31 protein-coding genes are annotated in these 22979 nt (G+C 34.4%); 29 read left to right on the top strand and 2 right to left on the bottom strand.

What is annotated here, in order from left to right; all coding sequences use genetic code 11:
• The first annotated feature begins 35 nt into the window (after nucleotides 1-35).
• From AST02_RS04125 to AST02_RS04100, 6 genes are read left to right on the top strand one after another with little or no spacing between them, the layout of a single operon-like run.
• On the top strand, nucleotides 36-227 hold the full coding sequence (locus tag AST02_RS04125; protein WP_069815856.1) for a hypothetical protein: 192 nt from the start codon (nucleotides 36-38) through the stop codon (nucleotides 225-227).
• Entirely contained in the window at nucleotides 220-483 is a 264-nt protein-coding gene (locus AST02_RS04120; RefSeq protein ID WP_081333346.1) for a hypothetical protein, read from the top strand. Before AST02_RS04125 ends, AST02_RS04120 begins: the two co-directional genes overlap by 8 nt.
• A 13-nt stretch (nucleotides 484-496) precedes the next feature.
• Entirely contained in the window at nucleotides 497-1009 is a 513-nt protein-coding gene (locus tag AST02_RS04115) for a helix-turn-helix domain-containing protein (RefSeq protein WP_069815854.1), read from the top strand.
• Nucleotides 997-1209, top strand: coding sequence for a DUF1381 domain-containing protein (locus AST02_RS04110; RefSeq protein WP_069815852.1), 213 nt, complete (start codon nucleotides 997-999; stop codon nucleotides 1207-1209). The genes AST02_RS04115 and AST02_RS04110 overlap by 13 nt, the downstream gene beginning before the upstream one ends.
• 2 nt (nucleotides 1210-1211) lie before the next feature.
• Nucleotides 1212-1409 (top strand): hypothetical protein, encoded by a 198-nt coding sequence (locus AST02_RS04105; protein WP_069815850.1) that lies wholly within the window; start codon nucleotides 1212-1214, stop codon nucleotides 1407-1409.
• Between the two features lie 49 nt (nucleotides 1410-1458).
• Nucleotides 1459-1770, top strand: a complete 312-nt coding sequence (locus AST02_RS04100; RefSeq protein ID WP_256092381.1) for a helix-turn-helix domain-containing protein — start codon at nucleotides 1459-1461, stop codon at nucleotides 1768-1770.
• 12 nt (nucleotides 1771-1782) lie between these two features.
• Here the strand turns inward: AST02_RS04100 and AST02_RS04095 are convergent, their stop codons facing one another.
• Together AST02_RS04095 and AST02_RS04090 are read right to left on the bottom strand one after the other, a co-directional pair.
• Nucleotides 1783-2391, bottom strand: a complete 609-nt coding sequence (locus AST02_RS04095) for a hypothetical protein (protein ID WP_069815846.1) — start codon at nucleotides 2389-2391, stop codon at nucleotides 1783-1785.
• Between the two features lie 131 nt (nucleotides 2392-2522).
• Nucleotides 2523-2981: a hypothetical protein gene (locus AST02_RS04090; protein ID WP_069815840.1), complete on the bottom strand. Its 459-nt coding sequence runs from the start codon at nucleotides 2979-2981 to the stop codon at nucleotides 2523-2525.
• A gap of 98 nt (nucleotides 2982-3079) precedes the next feature.
• Between AST02_RS04090 and AST02_RS14510 the strand changes: the two genes are divergently transcribed.
• The 23 genes from AST02_RS14510 to AST02_RS03980 all read left to right on the top strand — a co-directional run bounded on the left by AST02_RS14510 (nucleotide 3080) and on the right by AST02_RS03980 (nucleotide 22967).
• Entirely contained in the window at nucleotides 3080-3214 is a 135-nt protein-coding gene (locus tag AST02_RS14510) for a hypothetical protein (protein WP_256092378.1), read from the top strand.
• Nucleotides 3211-3426, top strand: coding sequence for a hypothetical protein (locus AST02_RS04085; protein WP_141714581.1), 216 nt, complete (start codon nucleotides 3211-3213; stop codon nucleotides 3424-3426). Before AST02_RS14510 ends, AST02_RS04085 begins: the two co-directional genes overlap by 4 nt.
• A gap of 825 nt (nucleotides 3427-4251) precedes the next feature.
• Nucleotides 4252-4419, top strand: coding sequence for a hypothetical protein (locus AST02_RS14305; protein WP_176723011.1), 168 nt, complete (start codon nucleotides 4252-4254; stop codon nucleotides 4417-4419).
• 34 nt (nucleotides 4420-4453) lie between these two features.
• A complete protein-coding gene (locus AST02_RS04075) occupies nucleotides 4454-4696 on the top strand; it encodes a hypothetical protein (RefSeq protein ID WP_069815834.1) in 243 nt (80 codons plus the stop codon).
• Nucleotides 4689-5171: a Holliday junction resolvase RecU gene (locus AST02_RS04070; protein ID WP_069815832.1), complete on the top strand. Its 483-nt coding sequence runs from the start codon at nucleotides 4689-4691 to the stop codon at nucleotides 5169-5171. Before AST02_RS04075 ends, AST02_RS04070 begins: the two co-directional genes overlap by 8 nt.
• A gap of 22 nt (nucleotides 5172-5193) precedes the next feature.
• Entirely contained in the window at nucleotides 5194-5643 is a 450-nt protein-coding gene (locus AST02_RS04065) for a hypothetical protein (protein ID WP_002512354.1), read from the top strand.
• Between the two features lie 206 nt (nucleotides 5644-5849).
• Entirely contained in the window at nucleotides 5850-6314 is a 465-nt protein-coding gene (locus tag AST02_RS04060; protein WP_069815830.1) for a hypothetical protein, read from the top strand.
• Nucleotides 6311-7705, top strand: a complete 1395-nt coding sequence (terL, locus tag AST02_RS04055) for a phage terminase large subunit (protein ID WP_069815828.1) — start codon at nucleotides 6311-6313, stop codon at nucleotides 7703-7705. Before AST02_RS04060 ends, terL begins: the two co-directional genes overlap by 4 nt.
• A gap of 53 nt (nucleotides 7706-7758) precedes the next feature.
• Entirely contained in the window at nucleotides 7759-9468 is a 1710-nt protein-coding gene (locus tag AST02_RS04050; RefSeq protein ID WP_069815825.1) for a hypothetical protein, read from the top strand.
• Nucleotides 9469-9477: 9 nt separating this feature from the next.
• On the top strand, nucleotides 9478-11364 hold the full coding sequence (locus AST02_RS04045; protein WP_069815823.1) for a phage minor capsid protein: 1887 nt from the start codon (nucleotides 9478-9480) through the stop codon (nucleotides 11362-11364).
• Nucleotides 11357-11611 carry a hypothetical protein gene (locus AST02_RS04040; RefSeq protein WP_069815821.1) on the top strand — a complete coding sequence of 85 codons (255 nt, stop codon included), beginning with the start codon at nucleotides 11357-11359 and terminating at the stop codon, nucleotides 11609-11611. Before AST02_RS04045 ends, AST02_RS04040 begins: the two co-directional genes overlap by 8 nt.
• 256 nt (nucleotides 11612-11867) lie before the next feature.
• Nucleotides 11868-12518 (top strand): phage scaffolding protein, encoded by a 651-nt coding sequence (locus AST02_RS04035; protein ID WP_069815819.1) that lies wholly within the window; start codon nucleotides 11868-11870, stop codon nucleotides 12516-12518.
• Between the two features lie 3 nt (nucleotides 12519-12521).
• Entirely contained in the window at nucleotides 12522-12890 is a 369-nt protein-coding gene (locus AST02_RS04030; protein ID WP_069815817.1) for a hypothetical protein, read from the top strand.
• A gap of 23 nt (nucleotides 12891-12913) precedes the next feature.
• Nucleotides 12914-14008: a major capsid protein gene (locus AST02_RS04025; protein ID WP_069815815.1), complete on the top strand. Its 1095-nt coding sequence runs from the start codon at nucleotides 12914-12916 to the stop codon at nucleotides 14006-14008.
• Nucleotides 14009-14028: 20 nt separating this feature from the next.
• Nucleotides 14029-14313: a hypothetical protein gene (locus AST02_RS04020; RefSeq protein WP_237736275.1), complete on the top strand. Its 285-nt coding sequence runs from the start codon at nucleotides 14029-14031 to the stop codon at nucleotides 14311-14313.
• A 10-nt stretch (nucleotides 14314-14323) separates the two neighbouring features.
• Nucleotides 14324-14704: a hypothetical protein gene (locus tag AST02_RS04015; protein ID WP_069815813.1), complete on the top strand. Its 381-nt coding sequence runs from the start codon at nucleotides 14324-14326 to the stop codon at nucleotides 14702-14704.
• Nucleotides 14701-15045 (top strand): hypothetical protein, encoded by a 345-nt coding sequence (locus AST02_RS04010; protein ID WP_069815812.1) that lies wholly within the window; start codon nucleotides 14701-14703, stop codon nucleotides 15043-15045. Before AST02_RS04015 ends, AST02_RS04010 begins: the two co-directional genes overlap by 4 nt.
• Nucleotides 15035-15514 (top strand): HK97 gp10 family phage protein, encoded by a 480-nt coding sequence (locus tag AST02_RS04005; protein ID WP_069815809.1) that lies wholly within the window; start codon nucleotides 15035-15037, stop codon nucleotides 15512-15514. Before AST02_RS04010 ends, AST02_RS04005 begins: the two co-directional genes overlap by 11 nt.
• Nucleotides 15515-15516: 2 nt before the next feature.
• Nucleotides 15517-15927: a minor capsid protein gene (locus AST02_RS04000; protein WP_069815808.1), complete on the top strand. Its 411-nt coding sequence runs from the start codon at nucleotides 15517-15519 to the stop codon at nucleotides 15925-15927.
• A 37-nt stretch (nucleotides 15928-15964) separates the two neighbouring features.
• Nucleotides 15965-16912 (top strand): Ig-like domain-containing protein, encoded by a 948-nt coding sequence (locus tag AST02_RS03995; RefSeq protein WP_069815806.1) that lies wholly within the window; start codon nucleotides 15965-15967, stop codon nucleotides 16910-16912.
• Nucleotides 16913-17012: 100 nt separating this feature from the next.
• Nucleotides 17013-17525 (top strand): hypothetical protein, encoded by a 513-nt coding sequence (locus tag AST02_RS03990; RefSeq protein ID WP_069815803.1) that lies wholly within the window; start codon nucleotides 17013-17015, stop codon nucleotides 17523-17525.
• 14 nt (nucleotides 17526-17539) lie between these two features.
• A complete protein-coding gene (locus AST02_RS03985) occupies nucleotides 17540-17860 on the top strand; it encodes a hypothetical protein (RefSeq protein WP_231111887.1) in 321 nt (106 codons plus the stop codon).
• A gap of 40 nt (nucleotides 17861-17900) precedes the next feature.
• Nucleotides 17901-22967 (top strand): peptidoglycan DD-metalloendopeptidase family protein, encoded by a 5067-nt coding sequence (locus AST02_RS03980; RefSeq protein ID WP_069815801.1) that lies wholly within the window; start codon nucleotides 17901-17903, stop codon nucleotides 22965-22967.
• The last annotated feature ends 12 nt before the right edge of the window (nucleotides 22968-22979 follow it).

Below are 22979 nucleotides of genomic sequence, written 5' to 3'. Positions count from 1 at the left end.
GATATATACGAAAAATTAAAAGAGGTGCTAGGTAAATGACAGGTGTTATAAAAAGACAATTAGACGAAATACAAGACAAAGACGCATTTATTAAATGGTTGGTTAATATGCACTTTGTACAATCTTTAAAGCTAGAAACTGAATCACATGGCAATGTAGCAGAAATTGAAAGACAGCAAGTTAAAAGTAAGGCAGACGAGTTATTAAAGGAGTCTAAAAATGATTAACAAAGCGAGAAAAAAACCGATAGAAATTGAGTTTGTAGAGTACACAAACAGTACAAACATTGTCGATTTATACGATTGGTCTAACGACCAAATCGAATTAGTTTTTGAAAATGATACATTACAAAAGCATTTGTATGTAAATACACTAGAAGGTGACATGTTAGTTAATGCAGGCGATTATATCATTAAAGGTATTAACGGCGAAGTTTATCCATGCAAGCCGGATATATTCCACAAAACATACGAATTGGTTTGATTAGGGGGATTATATGAATACTGAAAATCTAGGCGAAATTATTAAAACAAAGAGAAAAAAGGTAAACATAAGTAATAGACAGTTGTCTGTTGATGCTTCAATGAGTAGAACATATTTATATAATATTGAAAAAGGAAAACAAAATTCCCCAAAAGCAGATATTGTTGTTCGTATTGCAGACGCATTTACTAAATATGGTTATGATAAATTTGAAACTATGAATGAGTTGTTAGAACGCATAGAAGGTTATACTGAAAAAGATAAAATGGAAATATTAAAGAAAGAAAAATATTTTGAGCAAAGCAAGTATAAATTATTGAATGAGAACACTGAAAAGAATGATTTAAATTATATATTAAGCTCAATTTCAAATGATGCTACATTTGATTTAGAAATAGAAGGTATCAATAAAAAAGTTGTTTTAGATGATAATATGAAAGCACTTATAAAAGAAACCATAAGACCTATGATTAAACTGTATATATCAAAGCAATCATTAAAGGAGGTCACACAATGGAATATTTAGTTAAAAAAACAGAACACGATACAGGCGAAGTATTTGCAGATGCGAAGAAAGTAAAAGAGAATGAAAGTTATATGATTGTCGAGGCTGAAAATTCAGTAGAATTAAAAGCTAAATTGGATATGCAACAATTTGGAAATAATATAAAATATTATGCAGATAAGCTGAATGAAGTTTCAAAAAGAATAAAAAAAAGGGGGTAAACATGTTAAACGTTTTGATTTACGTTGTAGGCGCTATAGCGTTTGCTTTCTTGTTACACCAAACGATTGGGTTTGTAAAAGACCTTAAAGAATCATATAAGCGAGGTTATACAAAAGTAGTAGTAATTTTCACAATTGCATTAGTTTGTGTATGGTTGCTTTATATTGGCGGTATGATGTTTCTTATAATGGATAATTAGATTAAGAGTAAAAGAGGGATTGTAAAAAGTAGAAAATGTTAAATTTGAAATTGTAAAAAAACTTTGTAGAATGAACGGGATTAGTCTTTCACAACTGGAAAGAGAAGTAGGATTATCAAACGGACAACTAGGTAAATTGAAAAAAAGCTCACCTAGTGTAGATAAAGTGAGTGTTTTGGCTGATTACTTTGATGTATCAATAGATTATTTAGTCGGAAGAAAGCGACACGAGAACGTCGATGATAAGTTTAAAATGAATATTAGTGATGACATGTTCGAAGTAATTGGAAAAATGCAAATTATGACAAAGGAACAACAAAAGCAAGTAAGGGATATTGTTAATGTGTTAGACAGAAAATAAAGGAATAGATAACTATTCCTTTTCATTTTGTTCAAGTTTAATCTTTTGATTATGTTTAGCATTTACAAGTACAAGTGCAATTAAAAGGTGTAAAAAGCCTATAAAAATGAAAAATTCGGTTGGCATATCACCTATAAGTGAATATAAACTATAACCACCTTCAATACCGAACGCCGTTCTTTCATTCCATTTTATAGCATAGTCGAGAATTGGTGTGTAATCTTTAATCACTTCTTTATTAGGTATACTCATTGGTTTTATTTTATAAGTCCCGTTTGATGTATCTAATCTAATTTTTGAATTTGATACATTACGGATTACAGAATTTTGTATTGTCTCTGAAAAGTTATATTGTTGAAAGAATTTATTTGAAATTGCTTGAATATCATTTCTACTTATAATTTCATTTATTTTAGGTGCTAATTTAACAGATTCTACTAATTTATCAGTGTCGATAGTAGTAGCAATTTTAAAATTTTGAATCATTTTATCAGTGTCGATAGTAGTGGCTTTTTTTACATTTTCAAGCAAACGTTCGGTGTTTATATTGCTAATTATTTCTATACGTTTTCTATTATCTTCAGAACTAAAAAATGTTGGTGGAATATTGGATATGTTCAAATTAACGACCCCTAGTCTAATTATATTTATATTTAACTTTAACTATAGATAAAGTTAAATCGAATATCAATATATAGAGAGTAAAGATAAACTTAAAATATCGAGCAAATAAAAAAGACTAGACAAAAAGTCTAGTCCCATATTTTATCCAAAGGTTTTTCAACGTCTTTGATATTCACTTTAATTTCATGACTTCCCCGTGATGTATAAACAATTAAATTAACTACATCGTCGAAATTGTACAAACGTTTGTTGGTTCTAAAATGCACATAAAACTTTTTGGCATTATATCCACCAATATCTACCGGTATTACTTGGTTATAAATCGGTGGGTTTATTTCTGAACCTTGTACAGCTAGTTTACCCGACGAATTGTATTGAATACCATCAATACTTAATCCGGTTACTGATACTTGGCTTGCTGATTTGTTTTCTATTTGTAGTTTTGCATAAAAACCTTGATGCGGTGTTTCGTAAGTATTTATTAGTTTTACATCAATTTTAAATTTATTAACGTACCACGTTCTTATGAATGTAAAAGCAGATACTAAAAAGGCACCTATTGAAATTATAAAAGCCCATATTTCCATTTTGTTGTTTCACTTCCTTTCATTTATTATTTGTATAAATTAATTATACTATAAAAACATTCTGTTTCAAAATTGATTTTCAAGAAAGTAGGGATAAATTGAAAAATAATCTTAGTGATATAGAAAATAAGGTAATAAACATTATTGTGGTAATCGTAATGATTGCACTAGCATTATTTGTAGTATCTGTATTGGGTGCCGGTGTATATTGGTTATGGGATATGGTATTATGAATTTAAAATTAATTACTGATAAAATACGTAGGGGCGAAGTCATAACAGTTTTAACAAAAAATGAAATCATTGAGGATTGTATATTTGATTGCGTTGAAGATATACACGCCGAAGGTTATCAAATATCAAGAATGTTTGTTGTCGATAAAACTAAAAAAGCACACATGCTATATGAGAAGGATATAGAGGCTATTCAATTTAAAATAGTATAACAAGTAGGTGTTAACAATCATTCTTTATATTACAGCTTATGTGTTGCTTGTATATCCATTGGTTAATAGTGTTATTACAGCACAAAAGGGCATTGAACATGAAGACAACAAAGAAATAGCGTTTGGAATATTTTTATTTGTAGTTACTTTAATTATTTATATGGTCGTCACAGTGTATTTGTTAATTGACACAACTGTGTTCTAACAAGTATTTTTTATTAGACTTAAGTAACGGAATAAGTTATTATAGTAAATAGGTCGCTCAAACCTAACTTTTATATTTTTTCAAATTTAATATTCCCACTTAGCAGGTTAGCAACGGTTTGCATATAAACAGACCGTTGTTTTTTATTTGTAACTAATAACGTAATACGTTATATTAAATATACGCTTATATTATTCCTTGTACTTTTTACTTACATTAATACCAATATGTAAAACGGTTTATGTATAAATCAACGCAATACTATATTATGTGTTACTAAACAACGTCAATAAAAGGCGTTGTTTTTTTATTGCATTTGAGTTGATAAATAACGTAATACGTTATAATATATATTTATAGATTATTTCATCTATACCTTTCTTATTTTTTTAGTTTTTCCATATATTTGTTTCCTTATATTTTTACAGTTTTTGTTTTACTTTTAATTGCAGACGTAATTTAAAGCTATGTTACAAACTCCTTTATTTATTAAGTACGAACTTTTTAACCATTGATTAATTTCAATGGTTTTTTATTTATCTAACATGAATTGTAAGGCTACAAATGATATAATAATGACAGTAGTAACGTATTACGTTATTTTAGGAAAGAGGGATAGCATGAAGAAAATTGTATTAAAATTAATAAGTGGATTTCTAGTAATATCTATTTGGGAATGTTCAAAAACTATATATCAATTTACTAAAGGTTATATGGATTACAAACCCAAAGCACACGTTAAAGATGCTTACGAAAGACCGGAAAGTTATTTATTTAAAGTTAAGTAACGGATTGAGATACATTGATTTTGGAGGCGTTACAATGCACATCAACCATGAAAATTTAAACTTTCAAGATGAACACATAAGTGAGGAATCAAACGATAGATATTTTATGTACTCAATACCGGGCGAACCTAGTTTGGTAATGATTAACGAGAATGACGAGATTATAGGCGGTTGGGAAATTAAGAATTTAAACATCATGCCAATACATGTTGGTACACCGTCGTTTCATAATTTGACCGACTTATTAAAAAGAAAAGAAGTAATTATAAATGACTAATACAATATACAAGAATAGAGGGGCTTTTTTAGAAAAAGTAATAGAGAAGTCCAACAACCAATATTTAGAACGTGGTTTAGCATTGATAGACAAAATACCAACGCCAATGAGTGGTAACACTAGAAAAAATACATTTCGATATACAAAGAAAAGTACAGTTGATTTTACAGGTGTTTCACTAGGTCAATTTGTTTCATTCGATGCTAAACAATGTAATACACCTAGATTTGATTTTAGTAGATTGCAAGAACATCAAGAAAGCTATTTAAAGAACGCACATAAGCAAAAAGGCTTAGCGTTTATATTAATACTATTTACTAAAGAAAACGAACTGTACAAGCTAACAATAAGCGAGTACGAGTATTTAAAAGAAAACATGGAACGGAAATCAATTCCGTTAGATTGGTTTAGAGAAAACAAGACGCAAATTAAAAGCAAAAACGGTATTTATTACGATTACTTAAATATCACATAACAAATGAAAAGTGGGTGCTATATTGATATACGAACCAAAGCAAGTTATTAATATGCTTAAAACATACAACGATGATGTTCATACATTACATTGTTTAGTTGAAGAATATAACGACAGCATGGAACCGGGCGCAAGTGCAATGGCATATGGAACTGATGCAATGATGCCAAAAGGTAATGGTGTTAGCGACCCAACATTTAGAAAAGCAAAGCAACTAATGAAAAGCAATAATGTTATTCGTAATTTAGAACAGAAAATAGCATTTATAGATAATAACGCATACAAGCTACACAAAGACCAACATATTATTGTATTTGCTTTACGAATACAAGGGCATACGTGCCAATACATTGCAGATACATTAAGAGTTAAACGAACTAGGGTACAAAACATTATTAACGAGATGGCGCAAGTTATGTGCAAATCTGACGAAGAATATAAGCAGTATAAACAAAAGCATGATATTGCTTAACAATAAGTGACGTTTATTACAGTGAATGACATTCGTAGTCGTTATTTTAAACGGGTGGTAAAATCAAAACAGAACATCAATAAATGGTGTTCTAGTGTTTTTTGTTCATCTGTTTATCTTTTTCTTTTGTTTATTTTGTTTAAAACGTCACTTTTAATTAAGTGGCGTTTATTTTTTTACCATATTTTAATTAAGGAGGTGTGAAAGTGGCAAAACGTATAAGGTTAGAGGATTGGTTGAAAGAAGATAATTTAATACGTGTACAAGGTTGGGCGAGGGACGGACTAACAATGGAACAGATAGCCCATAACATCGGTATTACAAAGCCTACATTATACAAATGGCAAGAAAGAGATACTAACTTTCTTAACGCCCTAAAGGTAAATCGTGATAGTGCTGATAGGCAAGTAGAGAACGCTTTGTTTAAAAACGCAATAGGCTTTAAATATACAGAACAACAATTAACAGATACAGGCGAAGTAGTAGATGTAGAGAAATACGCAAAGCCTAATACAACAGCACAAATATTTTGGCTTAAAAACCGTAAGCAAGAAGTATGGCGAGAGAAACAAAATATTGAACACGCCGGTGGCATAGAACAGAAAGTTGATTTATCGGGATTAAGCGATAAAGATATAGAAAAATTAGCGAATATGAGTGATGAAGAATGACGATGACAGCAGAACAAAAGAAGTTAATTATACAAGAGGCAAGACGTGAAAGCGCAAGGCGTAGTTATCGCAGTTATGTTAAATCGGTGCACCATGGAAACTTTGAACATTACGCACACACTGATTTGATATGTGAGTATTTACAACGTATTGCAGACGGCGAGCAAATGCACTTAATGATTGAAATGCCACCACGTCATGGTAAGTCAATGACAGTTACCGAAACGTTTCCGTCGTACTTCTTAATGCGCAACCCAAGTAAACGAGTTATTACATCGGCTTATTCCGAAGGCTTAGCCCGTAAATTCGGTAGATTAAACCGTAACAAGTTTGAAGAATTTTCGAGTGATTTATTTAATCTTGGCTTATCGGCTGATAACAACAGTACAACCGATTGGGGTTTAGCAGATTACAACGGTGGCATGATTGCAACAGGTATTGGCGGTAGTATTACCGGACAAGGTGCCGACTTAATGATAATTGATGACCCTATTAAGAACTCAAAAGAGGCACAAAGTAAAACAATACGTGAGAACATTTGGGACGAATGGGAAAGCACATTATCTACACGTTTACACGACGGCGCAAGTGTCATAGTTATCATGACCCGTTGGCATCAAGACGATTTTATAGGGCGTTTATTAGAACAATCGCCTTATGATTGGAACAGGTTAAGATTGCCGGCAATTGCAGAAGATGACGACGATTTATTAAATCGTGATGAAGGCGAACCGTTATGTAGAGAATTGGGCTTTGATGAAGAATGGGCAGACCTTAAAAAACGTGAGGTAGGTTCGAGAACATGGGCATCATTATATCAACAAAGACCGTCGCCGGCACAAGGTACCATATTTAAACGTGAATGGGTACAATACTATGATAGAGTGCCACCACAACATGATGATATGTTAGTAAGTTGGGACTTTACCTTTAAAGATAGTGAATCAAGCGACTATGCAGTCGGGCAAGTGTGGATTAAGAAAGGTGCAGACTTTTATTTAATCGACCAAATACGTGCAAAAATGGACTTCACACAAAGCGTTAGAGCAGTAGAAAGCATGAAGAATAAATATCCTAAATGTAGAAAGATATTGATTGAGGATAAAGCAAATGGACCGGCTATCATTACAACATTAAAGCAAAAGATTAGTGGCATTATACCTATTACACCTAAAGAAAGTAAGGTAGCGAGAGCATACGCAGTAACGCCGTTCTTTGAGGCGGGTAATGTATTTGTTGGTAAGAAGGTTCCTAGTGTTGATGATTTCATTGATGAACTAACAATGTTTGATAACGCAGTACATGACGATACCGTAGATGCTATGACACAAGCGTTAAACTACTTTGCATCTAAACCAACGGCTAATGTGATAACAGGTAACGCATGGTAATATGTAACGTATTAGGTTAATAGATAACCTAAATAGAATTAAGGAGGTACACAATGCAATTTAGAAATCAAGATAACACATGGGTTAAATTTGATAAAGAAGTCATTAAGCAAGTACATGACGATATGTATTACTACAGGGGATTATACGAAGGCAGACACCACGAGTTGTTCCCACGTGCAATTAACCTAATCGAACAAGGCGAGATTATCGACGTGTACAGCACACAAAATGAAGTAGCATCGAAGAACGTTCGCACGCCTTACCTAATGATTAATATTAGTCGTGTGATAGTTGACTTACCTAGTATGCTTGTAGCACGCACACTTAACGGAATTAAGACCAATTATCCAAGCGATAGTTTAGCCCAAGAAGATATGTTAAACAACATACAACAAACTACAGTAAGCACACAAGGACAACAACAAGAAGAATTTATAGAGCAAACAGAAACAAACGACTTTAACGGTCAAACAACAGACAAGCAACAGGAAGTTATAGACCAAATTAAAAAGAATAGTAATATCAATCACACTATGAATCTAAACCAATTACAAATTGACGGTGGAATCGTAGCCGTACCAATGATTAAGAACGGTAAAATAGCAATTGATATTAAAGAACGTAATGTTTATTATCCACACGATGACGGGCAAGGCATTGATTTAGTATATGAGTTGGAACCAACACAGCAAGAAGAAGAACGAGGCGTTAGGTTTGTACACGTATACACTGAAAGGGAAAGCGAAGATGCTATTGAAACACTAGATAGATTATATAAATCTAACGATGAAAACAATCTTGTATTAGTGGAAGAACCGGAAATAATCCAAGAGAAACTACAAATTGATTTAGCAGACACACACAAAGTATTTAAAGGGCGTCAACGTACGTTCGTAAGTTATCTAGCAAACGACTCAACATTTACTAACAAACTAGGTAATTCGGCTTTACGTGGTATATCTGGTAAGCAAGAAGAAATCAATTGGACGGTAACACGTACAGCGCAAACATTTGAACGTAACGGCAAGCCTAGAATATCTATACCAAAAGGAACAATGGAACAGCTTAAAATCATTGCGCAAGATAAATATAAAGATGAAAACAAGATAGACCACAGGGACTTAGAAGTTACAGAAATAGACGAAAACGGTAAATCAATGGAGATACACCAAATCGACACAAGTAAAATTGGCGATATGTCGTATGTAAAAGATATCGTCCGTATGATGTTAGCAGAAACGCAAACGTCGGAAAGTGCTATTGAGTTAGTAAAAGAATCAAGTAGTGGTACTCAATCCGGCATAGCTAAATTCTATGACTTAATGTTATCTGTAATCAAATCTGAAAAGATACGTGATGAATACGTAGAGTTTTTACAAAATGCCTTTGAATCGGCTTTATGGTTTGCGAATGATAAAGACAACGAAATCATTATCGAAAGACCCAATATCATTGTTAAAGACATGTTGCCGAAACCACAAGAAGAAGTAAGCACTGAAAACATTTCTAAATATAACGCCGGTGTTCAATCGTTAGAAGAAACAATAAGACGCATTAATCCGGAAAAGTCGGAAGAATGGGTACAAGAAGAAATTGAACGTATACAAAGCAATCAGACACAAAGCGATAGCATGAGTATGGACTTAGGCAATCAATCACTACAAAACTTTATGAACAATCGTGATGACAACGGCAACCCACTTGATGAAATGGGAAACCCTATTGAACAAAATACAAATGCACCAACATTGAATGAGTAGGTGTTATAAATGGCATTGACACCAGAACAAATTAAGAAGTTATCACAGTTTTTACAGAATCAAGTTAAAGAATTAGTTAGTGGCGTAAACATCGAAAGCGATAAGGACACACAACGTATGTATATGGCTATAGAAAAGTTATTTGATAACATAGGGTCAAGTGTACAACAAGAAGTGCCACAAACGATATACGAGCAATACGCAAATGGTTTATCTAACGCACAACAACAATTAATTGATGTAGGATTAATTACAAGTAACGGCGCATTTAATGTGCAAAATGCAATTGCCCAAGAGTTTGTTCATACAGACGCTATAACATCAATCGTCACTGATACTATGCAAGACTTAGCAAGTGCATTTAGGACAGCTAAAAAATATTCAATAAAGAATGTGGACGTTGCAGTAAAAGATGTACAAGAAGAAATAGCAAAAGGTTTAATGGTTGGCATGACTAATAAGCAGATGTCACAAAGAGTTGCTAAAAAGTTTGGAGAACAGGGTATGACTTCTTTCGTTACAGTAGACGGCAAACATTTGCCATTGGACTTTTACGCCGAAACAGTAGTAAGAACAAAAACACAAACGGCATATAATCATAGTCATTTAAATAGATACGCCGAAGATGATATAAAACATGTGTATGTTACGGGTAATATTCCTACATGCGGGGAATGTGTTAGATATAGAGGGCATGTGTTTGCTACTGAACGTGGCGACCAATTCCCTTACATTAATTTATATACAACGTTTCCTAAACACCCTAATTGTCAATGTAACTTTAGACCGTATATCATACACTTTAAAAGCGATGATGAAATTAAACGAGATTTGGAACATTCGAAATCATTTGATGAATCTACAGACAATCGAACACAGGCAGAAAAGGAACGATACAACACAGACCAAAAGGCAAAGGCTAAAGCAAGACGCAATAACCTTTCATACAACAAGATGCGTAACCGATTAGGCAATGAAGGACCGCAAACGTTTAAAGAGTATTTGCAAGTTAAAACGAATGACAAACCTAAATATAATGAATGGGTCGCACAGATGAAAAAAGTCTATGACCCTAACAAAGTATCAGATAAACCACAAAGCACACAGGAAGAAAACACAGACAAAAACAATATATCTGATACAAATAATCAAGTTGAAGATAAACAAGCAAAAAACGATACTGAAAACGAAACACAGGATAATGATTTAGTAGAACCTATTGAAACGTTAGATGAATTAATAGATTTAGCACCAAGTTTATTAGAAACAATTGATAATACATTAGGAACTAAATTTGCAGATGCACCAAAAAATGAATTTAAATTTGAACTTGATGATTTTGATAAAGAAAGCGAAATACCATTCAATAGAAAATCACAGGAAGTTATTTCTGAAATGTTTGGATATAATGAATTACCACAGTTAATTACACAAGATGAATTTGATAAGTTAGACGAAGGTAATAAATTAATGCGAGGGCTTAATGATTTTGGCGATACACCGGCAAGTGAGTTAATAGAACAATACAAGACAGGCAAACATTATATAGGTCGTGGCATATTTGGGCATGGTACTTATACGGCAGTAATGACCGAAGAAAATAAAGAACTTGTCTTATCACGTTATGCCAAAGACAACGCAAACAATATAATGAACATGAAAGTTAATGATGATGCTAACGTAATAAGTAAAAAAGATTTGAATAAGATTAAAAAGGAATGGGAAATGGATATTAAGTTATCTGATTTAGATACAAATACAAAAGATTTATTAAAAGGTATTACACGCAATTCTTCAAATTTAGCTATTATGTTAGGCTATGATGTGTTGTATATTGAAGGACAACAATATTATGTATTATTAAATCGTGGGAAAGTGAGTGTTGTAAATGACTAGAGAAACACAAATGTTTTGGCTAGACAAAATACTAGCGTTAGCAATTGAACGTTATAACATAGCGCAATCGTTTGAAAACGAACAAAGTTTTGATGATGTAATCGAGGCGTATGCAGACGATGACCCGTTAGAACATATATTTATGTTGATGCCTAATGAGTTGTATAAATACGTAGATGATGCCGACAAGGATATAGCGAAGGAACACGATAAAAATATAGAAGATTATAAGCCGTACATGAATTAAATACAGTGGCACAAGTGACGTATATAACATAGTTTGCTATAAAGTAACGTAATCCGGTACAATATAACTTGCAACGAAAGTTGTGGTCATTATATATCCCTCATGTATTTGGCGAACATAAATTTTGAAGGTACACATCAATAAAAGGTGTGTGCCTTTTTTGTTCCCTTTATACATGATTCGTAGGCGTTACGATACAACGCTTAATCCTATCGGTGTCGAACACCGTAGAAAAAAACGTAAGGAGGAATTGTAAATGAGTTTTACAAGAGAAGATTTAAGAAACATCGGAATTGATGATGAATCATTGGAAAAAGTGATGTCACTACATGGTCAAGAAATACAGGGTTTTAAAGACAAGGTAAGTCAAAAAGATACGAAACTTAACGAGTTGCAAAATACCGTTGATTCTTACAAAGAAGATAACGAGCAAAAAGACAATGAGTTAAAAGACTTACAAGAGAAAGCTAAAAACGGCGATGATTTGCAACAAACAATTAGTGACTTACGACAAGCGAATCAAGATAAAGAAGAACAGCGCAAACAAGAAGTTAAAGACCTTAACTTTAATCACAGTTTAGAAAATAAATTACGTGATTCGGGCGCACGTAACGTTAAGGCGGTTAGGTCTTTACTTGAATCAGAAAACCTTAAATTCAATGATGAAGATAACGAGGTTATAGGATTACAAGACCAATTGGAAAAGTTACGTGAATCAGATTCTTACTTATTCCTAGATTCAACAAATTCTGATGACCCAGCTCAAGGCTCACAACAACAGCAACAAGCCCAATCACAAACGAGTGGTTATAATCCGGGTGCTAAAAAAGGCAATAACGGTTTTGATAACAGTGATGAGGCAATCGGGAAAAATAATGCACAAAGATTATTAGGTAAGGAGGAATAACCAATGAATTTAAAACCAAAAACATACAAAACATTTGGTAAATCAGTTGAGTTTTTACGTGATGGCAAGAACGTTGAATATACAGTAGGTAATACTACTTTAGATGGTTCAACATTCACAGAAGTAACAGAAGTGCCAATTGGTACGGCTATTTTCCGTAATGAAGAAACAGGTTTATTTGAACTTGTAACAGGAAGTACACCGGCATCAATGAAAGGTGCAGTATTAACAGCGAACGATGTAACAGTAGAGCCTAATGAAAATGAAATTGTTAGTGCAGTACGTAACGCATCGGTTATTGAGGCACGTTGTAAAGGTGTTACAGATAACTTTAAGAAAGCGACACAAGGTTATATCAGATTTGATATTTAATCACATCATAAGGAGGATTATTAATGGTATTAGAAGATAAACGCTTACAACAAGCGAGTTTAAAATCGTTTGTTAAAGAGGCTGATAAATTACGTTCGGAAGATACGCCGAATCAGTACCCTTTAGCGAGCGCATACCCGGTTGAAGAAGTAGAAGAAATCGAAAATGTTTACAACATTGTAGAACAACAAATTAATGCGTCGGCATCAATTACAGGCTTTAAAGCAGGCGCACCAATTAGAAACAAAGGACAAGGCAAACAAGCAATTGCAAGCCTTACTAAAATTCAAAACGCTAATTTCTTAGATGAAATTGAAATGTATCACTACAGAAACCCACGTAATGATTCAGAACGTCAAAAAATCGTTGATGGTGTTTTAATCGACACGAACGAGTTATCGGTTTCAGTTGATGACACAGTAGAGTATATCCGTTCTCAAATGGCTTACAACGGTCGTGTAGATTATGCAGACCCAATGACGCAAACACGTTTAACTTTCGACTTAGACCGTCCGAAAGAAAACAACATTACAGTAGCGAACGAATGGGGAACGGAACAAGGCGCACCAATTACAGACTTGCAAAACGCCGTTAAGCAATTCCAAAAAACTAATGGTCGTAAGAAACCGGAAGTTATTAACATGAACTCAACTACTTATAACAAGTTAGTTGGTTCCGGACAAATCAAAACAGAATTGTTTAACGACACTAACAGTCCACGCATCGTTAAAGATGATGACGTTACAGCATTGTTAAATTCTGTTAAGTTACCACAAATCGTTATTGATGATACAGAAACAGCGATTGAAAACGAACTTGGCGAGATTGAAACACATGAACATTTAGCAGACGATAAAGTAGTATTACGTTCATCTGTATTAGGTTCTACTATGAGTGGACCAAGTGTTGAAAACAATTTCGAAAAAGGTAAATTTGTTATCACTGTTATTGATAAAGACCCAGTAACAGAAAAAACAATTGTCGGACAAGTTGTTATGCCAGTTACTAAAAACGTTAACGGTACAGTTTACTTAGATGTAGCACCAACAGGTAGCGAACAACCTACAGACGGTGGAAGTACAGGCGACGGCACAGTAGACGACGGAACAACAGCATAATTAATTAGAGGTGTTTTATGATGAAGAAATGTAGAGTTATACAAGGCTCAATATCACATCATAAATCATTAGTTAGCACAGGCGGTTATATTTATCTAAACGATGATGAATATAGTCGCCTTAATCATTTGGTCGAAGTTATCGAAGAAATAGACAACAAAGAATCAAACAATACAAATGGTGTTGACTATGAATCAATGACAGTTAAAGAGCTACAGCAACTAGTAAAAGATAATAATATCGAAGTTGGTCGTAAAGCTAAAAAATCAGATTACGTTAAAGCATTAGAAGAATTAGAGAAATGAGGTGTGAGGTATGGAAGTAAACGAACAAGAAGTTAAAGATTATTTGTCAAAACTACCTACACCGGATTATTTCGACGAGTTAACACATGACGCACTTACAAAGCATATATTTAGCGCACAGGAACAAATAAAAGATTTCCTAACAAACTATCCTAATGTAGATTTATCAAAGCGTATGGTAGCCCTACAAACTTTATACAATGTTGAATCAGAGTATGAAGGCATAGCGATGTTGAAAAGACAGGGAATCACTGATTATACTGTTAAAGATGTGAAAGCCGTATTAGAACAAGACGAAATATTAAGCCCTAATGTTGTTTCTATTATTGAAAAGGAACACGAGAAAAACGGTACACCGAAAACAACGATGAGAGTAGGTAGGTTAATATGATTCCACCAATGCGACAAAGCATAACAATGTCGGTACCAATACTTGATGAAAACGGTAATGAAAGTTACGACGATTACGGACAGCCGTTAACTGATACATCAACATTCAAATGTCGTGTGAATGAACACGCTGAATTACAAAGGAATAAAACTTTTGTATATGATGATGCAGTAGACGAAGTAGACGTAATGCACGATGTACCCGTAGATACAGGTATTGAAGTTGAATACACGACAAGACGTGGAACAGTTAAGACAGGTACCGTTAAAAGTTATACGGAAACTACTAATTTATCGGCTAGTCGTACTACCTTTAGAACGTTGATTATCAATGGCAAATAAACATTTTGGTATCAATAACCAAGATACCGAAAATTTTATTGCCAAAATGAAAACGTCTGATAAAAAATTAGTTACCAATATGATTAAAAAGGCGAATAAAGTAGGCTACCAAGTGGAGGCAGATGCGAAAGCATTAGCACCACGAGATACGGGGCAGTTAGAACAATCAATTCAAAGTACCGGTGCAAAATATGCAAACGGTCAATTGTCTTTATCTGTTGGTTCCCCGTTAGTTTATGCTTTGCGTAGACACGAAGAACCTTCAAGAAAAGGTATGTACAATAAATACGCTAGAGGCGTTACCTATACCGATTATTATATTAACGGACGGGGCGAATTAACACGTGCCAAACCTAATGTAGGTAGTTTTGAACCGGGAAGAAAATTCTTAACCAATGCAAAACTACTTAATCAAAGTAGATGGCGCAGTCAATTGGCTAACGTCGTTACTGAAACTTATGGAGGTTAAACATGATAGAACAAGCGATAATGAATTTTTTAAAATCGAACATACAAACAGATATGTTAATTTCTATGAATTTCACTACACGTAACGACGATACAATCGTTGTTTATAGCGACCCCGGAGAACCGCCGAGTATGTATGAAGGGCAATTGATAAGACCACGTTATCAAATAATTGTTAAGTCGTCTGATTTTTCTAAAGCGAACGATGTAGCAATCAAAGTTTACGAGTTATTACACCAACATAGAAACGATACTATGACAGTTAGTTATAAGACATGTGAAGTTGATTACAATGTGTATTCAATAGACGGGTTGCACCTACCGGCTAGGTTGGGTGTAGATGAAGATAACATTATGTCATATAGTTTGAATTTCGAAACACAAATCAAGAAAGCAAGCGAGCGCAAAAAATAGCGTTCGCTTTTTTAATGCAATCAAGGAGGAAAAAGGAATGACACAACAAAAAATATTTCCGTTCGCTGATAAAAGCGACCATATCAAATTAAACTTACAACACTTTGCACAATCTACACGTAACGGTGAAGATGAAATTATTTTCGGATTATCGGATATTATCATTGGGGAAGGCGACGAAATTATTAAATTCGACGGTGTAGACGGCGACGCAAAATCATACTTCCAAGCCGAAGGTGGTTCGGTATCATTTGAACCAGAAATGGAAGATATCACAATTGCCGACCATGGTAACAGTCCATGGGACCAACGCTCAACAGGGTATAACGTAACAGTTAACATTGTCGCAGCCCAACAAACAATCGAGATGTTGAAACTTGCGCTTGCAGGTACAGAAACAGTTGAACAAGATGGAAAAGTTACAGGTGTAGCAGACGCACCATTAGGCGCATCAAACCGCAAACGTGGTAAATCAGTACGTATTCATAAACGTTCGCACAGTACACATGAAAACGATATAAATATTTATAAGGCGGCGTCTAATGGGGAACTAGAAATTTCAAGTGCAAACGAACAAGGTTCATTAGAAATTGCAATGGTGGCTTATCCACGTGACGGTGCAACACCAAAACGTAAAGGTAATTATTTCTATACAGGTAACTTTGACCCTAACGGTATTTTACCTAAATGGGACGACTTATTAAATGGCAACACTTCAAACACAGATAACACATTAGTTTCTAGCATTGCATTTAATAGCGAGACACAAACGTTAGCAGTTAGTGAAACCGTAACATTACAACCAACTGTACAACCGTCGGGCGCAGTTGATAAATCATTAACTTACACATCAAGCGATGAATCAATCGCAACTGTAGATAGTGCCGGTGTAGTTACAGCAGTAGCAACAGGCGAGGCGACAATTACAGCAACAGCAAATGACGGTAGCAACGTGACGGCAACGGTAACGGTTACAGTTTCATAATAGTTTCAAGAGTTACAAGGTAGTCAAATTGGCTACCTTTTTTATTTTTCAAAAAATCAATATTTTAAGCAAAAACAAACAATAATCGGAGGAATTTTAAATGACTAAAGTAAATATCAAATTATTCGACCAAGACAAACAAGGCAATCTACACGAAACAGACCAATCAAAAGCAATCGAAATCAAACCAGTAAGACCCGGACAGTTAGGCGCAATTGCAAAAGTTATTAACTCAATTCAAAAAGACTTGCAAGACAACAAAGAGTTTCAAGCTACAGTAACAAACCTATTCGGACAATACACAGAAGGTTTTGATATTGAAGATTTAATCCGTAATGAGGACTTTAATATTTTCGATGTTTTAGACGCATTAGGTTTCCTAATCGAGAAAGTACCGGAAAGAACAATTGAACTAACAAGTGTAGCAAGTGGTATCGACAGCGCTTATTTAGAACACCAAGATATGGATACTTTCTTTGAAATTATCGAGGCAGTAGTTGAAGTGAACGATATCGAAAAAATTGTTAAACGTGTTAAATCACTTATGGATAAAGTGGGAAAGGCACTCAACTTCAACAAGACAGCAAAACAAACAACAAGCAAGAAACAATAACAATTGAAGATAGTTTGGTATATACGCTTAGTCCAATCGTTGGTGGTCGTGAACAAGTCATAGACGCACCGGCGGTTGATTTACTAGGTTATTTATTAATTCACTTTGAAACCTTAGAACAAGAGGCAGACAGAGAAAAACAACGCTTGTATCTTAACCACCTATCACGTATGCACGCAAACCCACAAGACAAGAACCAAGACAAAGCTAACAAAAAATTCATGAAGAACATTGAACCCGGTCAACAAAATGACAAAGGTAGTAATCAAGCACGTTCGAGCGATGAATTAGAGTGGGACGATATCGAAAAGTTAAAACGAATCGAAAACTCATAGGTGTTTAACGATAAGTGGTAAGAAAGGAGGGAAAAAGTGAATGGCTGAAATGGATAAAGTTAATGTAAAGTTTAATGCTGATGTTACGAAATTTACAAGAGCCGTAGACCGTATGGAACGTAAAATGCGAGAGTTTGACGACAAAACAACGTCTACTGAAAAGAACGTTAACAAACGCTTTGATATGATGAATAATTCAGTTTCTAAAGTAGATAAATCAATGGCTGAAATGGGCGATGATGTAGATTTAAGTAATGTTAAATCAGAATTAAACGGTGCTAAAAAAGAATTTGAAGACACTGGTAGTGTATCGCAAAAGACCTTTACCAATTTGCAAAAGTCAATATCTAAAGTTGATACATCTGAAATGACTAACAAGACAAGTAAAGCATTTAACACATTGTCAAAAGATGTTGGCAAGTTAGATACACAACTCACAGAGATTGACAAAATTAATTTTGGTAAGTCTTTAGGCGATGATTTCAAAACAGTTGGATATAGTTTTAAAGACTTACAAAGTAAATTAAATAGCACTGAATTGTCGTTATATAATATGCAAAAGAAAATGAACGACAGTGATTTCAAAGCATATTCAAAAAGTATGCACGAAATCAACGCAACATTGCATCAAGCCGAAAAGGAATTTAAACAATTTGGTTACGTATCATACGAAACGACGCAGAAATTAAATAAAGACATTAAAAGTATTTCATTTTCACAGCTACCGGGTAAGGCAAAAATTGCGTTTAGCTCAATACGAAATGAAATGACTTCACTCAACAAAGATATTGTATTTATGAACGATAAATTCAGTAGGACGACAAGGGTTGTCAATAGTGTTGGTGGTTCGGTTAAACGTACATTCGGTGGCGTAAGAAACGATGTATCAAAAACATTTAAAACTATAAACAAAATCGGTACTAGCTTGCGTAACGTTGGCGAAGTAGCGAGTGGAATGTTTAAAGGGCTTGTACTTTCAAGTTTAACTTCAATCATTCCAATTGCGGGCGCCGTTGTTTCAAGTGTTATGGCTATTGGTTCATCATTAACAGCCGTAGTTGGTGGTGCTATTGGTCTTGGTGGTGCATTTGGTATAGCTGGTGCCGGCGCAATGACAATGGTTGGCATGTCAAAACGTGCATTAGCAATGCTTGATGAAGGGTTGTTAAAAGCAACAGCAGAAACACAAAAATATCAAGATGCGATAGCCGGTATTAAAACACAATTTGATAGTTTAGTTAAAGGTAATCAAGCACAGATATTTAACACCATGACAAATGGTATTAATACAGCAAGTTTTGCCTTAGACCAACTCACACCGGCTATAAATGAAATTGCGAGTATTACATCAAAAGCATCAAATAAGTTGCTTGATTGGGTTAAGAACAGCGAGAACGCCCAAAAAATGTTTAGTATCTTAAATAAGATTGGACCGAAAGTGTTCAAGAATATATTAAATGCTATTGGTAGTTTCGGCGACGGAGCAGTAGCCTTATTTAACAAACTCAATCCATTGTTTACATGGGCATCAAAAGGCTTTCAAAACATGGCTAAAAGTTTCCAAGATTGGGCAAATAGTACATCAACGGCAAACGGTATTAAAGACTTTATCAACTATACAAAAACAAACCTACCGATTTTAGGTAGTATATTTGGCAATGTATTTAATGGCATAATCAATTTATTCAAAGCATTTAGCAGTGAAACAGGTTGGGTATTAAATGGCTTAGATAGTATGACTAATAAGTTTAAAAATTGGTCGGCTGAATTAAGTCAAAATAAATCGTTTCAAAACTTCCTAGCGTATATAAGAAAAAATGCCCCGATGGTCGGCGATTTAATCGGTAATATCGTTGATGTGTTTGTACAATTTGTACAAGCAGTATCGCCGATTGGTGCCAAGGTATTAAGCATTGCAGTTAAAGTAAGTAAGATGATAGCCGAGTTTATGAAAGCCCACCCACAAATAACAAAATTTGTAGCGTCGGCGGTAGCCTTATCCGGAATTATTAAAGTAGTTGGTATTGGTATTGGAATTTTATTCCCAATTATCAGACGTTTAGCAATGGTATTGAAAATACTACCACCAATTATGAAGGCAGTAGGTTTAGCAATACGTTTCATGGGCGGACCCGTAACAATTATTATTGGTATCATTACAGCGCTTGTTGGTATATTCATTCATTTATGGAAAACCAACGAAGGGTTTAGAAATGCGGTAATAGGAATATGGAACTCAATTAAATATTGGGCAGTTACTATTTTTACAGCCGTTAAAAACTTCTTAGTTTCAATATGGACGAAGGCAAAAAATCTAGTAATGACTATTATAAAATTGTGGTGGCAAAACCTTAAAGCGAATTTCCTATTTTGGAAAACTACAATCGCTATGATTTTTAATGGTATTAAAGATTTCTTTATTTGGGTTTGGAATTTAATTAAAACACAAATAATTGATAGAGTAGTACAAATATTTAATCAAGTGAAATTTTGGTTCAATAAAATTTGGTTTAATATCCAAGTGATTTTTGCCAAAGTCAAAAACTGGTTAATATTTATTTGGACTACAATTACAAATCGAATTTCATATTATGCAAGGCTAATTTGGACGAAAGTAAAACAATATTTTACATGGTTATGGAATAACACGAAGTCAATTTTTACGACAGCTAAAAACTGGTTAGTAAGTACGTGGAACTATATTTACAACAAGATTTCGACTTTCGCACGTTGGATATGGACGAAAGTAAAACAATACTTCACGTGGTTATGGAACAGCGCCAAATCAATATTCACATCTGTTAAAAATTGGCTAGTGAGTACGTGGAACTATATTTATAATAAGGTATCTAGTTTTGCCCGTAATATTTGGTCTAAAGTTAAGCAATATTTCACTTGGTTGTGGAGAAATGTTAAATCAATCATTACAACTGTTAAGAATTGGTTAGTTTCAACTTGGAATTACATTTCTGATAAAGTGATTTCATTTGCACGCTATATTTGGTCAAAAGTGAAAAGCGCTTTTAATTCCTTGTGGGGTTCTATCAAATCAATATTCACATCTGTTAAAAACTTCTTATATGATACTTGGCGAAAAATCAGAAATACAGTAGTAGATTTTGTTGTAGATTTATATGATAAAGTGTCAAATTACTTTACTGATTTATGGAATACATCAAAACGTATTTTTAACAACGTGTTTAACTACCTTTCGGATATTTGGGACACAATCAGAAATACAGTAGTAAATACGGTAGCTGATTTATGGGACCGAGTAGAATCAACGTTTAACAATATGAAAAATGGTTTATCAAATATTATTGATAAAATCAAAGGTTTCATAGATGATATGGTCGGTTCAATTAAGGACGGATTAAATAAATTAATTGACGGTATTAATTGGGTTGGCGACAAATTAGGTATTGATAAAGAGATACCACATTTAAGCACTGGTACAACACACAATCAACAAGTTAATAGAAAAGTTAAAACATCAAGTGACGGTGCATTAAAAGAAGGTACATTTGCTACAGTTGGCGACAAAGGTAGAGGTAATGGACCGGGTGGTTATCGTAATGAAATGATTAAATATCCAAATGGCAAAATATCATTTACACCAAATAGAGATACCAACACTTATTTACCTAAAGGCTCAAAAGTATATAGTGGTAAACAAACACACGCACTATTAAATCAAAGTCCAACCAACAGCAAGCTAGGTGGCGACGCATACCCACACTTAAACGGTGGTACAGTCGGCAACGCATTAAGTTGGGCGGGCGATAAATTAGGTCAAGGCTATAATTGGACTAAAGACAAAGTAGGTAAAGGCGCAGACTGGTTAAAAGATAGTGTCGGCGATGTTATGGATTGGGTTGATAGCCCCCGTAAACTTTTAGATAAAGCATTAGAAGGTTTTGGTGTAGATTTCGGAGATTATTCCGGAATTGTTGGCGACTTTGCTAAAGGTGGTTTAAATCGACTTAAAGATGGCGCAGTTGAAAAAATCAAAGGTTGGTTTGCGCAAGCAACAGCCGGCAATAGTAGTTTCTTAGACTTTTCGCCGGAGAATTTAAATTTCCCATTCAGTCCGAATGGAAGGGCGCCGGGATATCCTTTTAATAGTCCACATATGGGCATTGATTTAAATTACGTTTATGAAAAAGTTTACTCAACAATCAGTGGTCTTGCTAAAGCTATACCACAAGATGGTAGCGGTTTTGGTAATCATGTTTCAATAAAAAATGGAAATGGCTTAGAAGTCATTTACGGACATTTAAGCGATTTAGCATTTGATGGAAACAAACAAGTTAAAGCCGGCGACCTACTAGGAACGTCGGGCGACACAGGGCGTTCATCGGGACCACATCTTCATTATGAACACCGTCAAGACGGTAAACCAGTAGACCCGTTACCGTGGTTGAAATCACATGTTGGTGGTTCCGGCGGTAAATGGGACGTTAAAGGTGCATTGAAAAAAGCCGGTTTACCAACTTCAAAAGATTATGTAAGTGCATGGCAAAGACAGATACAAACCGAAAGTGGTGGCAACGCTAAAGCTATTGGTGGCAACGATGGATTAAGCGACGGTAACGCAAAAGGTTTAGTACAAGTAAAACCGGGTACCTTTGATGCTTTCCAATTACCGGGTCATAACAATATCATGAACGGTATGGATAATTTAATTGCCGGTATGCGGTATGCAAGTTCAAGATACGGTTCTTCATTACTTGATGTAATCGGTCATGGGCATGGTTACGCTGATGGTGGTATTATCAATAGTCCGGAAATTGCATGGCTTGCCGAAGGTGGTTTCCCCGAAAGTGTAATCAGTCACGACCCAGCAAACAAAGTTAAATCACAAGCAATTTGGAAAGAAACAGGCGACAAGCTAGGTTTCAGTACCGAAGGCGAAACTTTACAACGTATTATGCAACTCATTGAAGAAAGCAACGAAACGAACGAAACAATCGAAGTTAATACACGTAACAACGGTAACAATCCAATTTATCTTGATAATAAGAAAGTTGGTAAACAAGTTGCAGATACGGTTAAAACTGAAATTGAAAACATCGAAAGAAGAAACAAACGCTTTAATCGTAAATAGAAAGGAGGTTGC

Source organism: Staphylococcus equorum (genome assembly GCF_001747895.1).
Lineage (GTDB): Bacteria > Bacillota > Bacilli > Staphylococcales > Staphylococcaceae > Staphylococcus > Staphylococcus equorum_A.
This window is presented reverse-complemented; position numbering and strand designations above follow the sequence as displayed.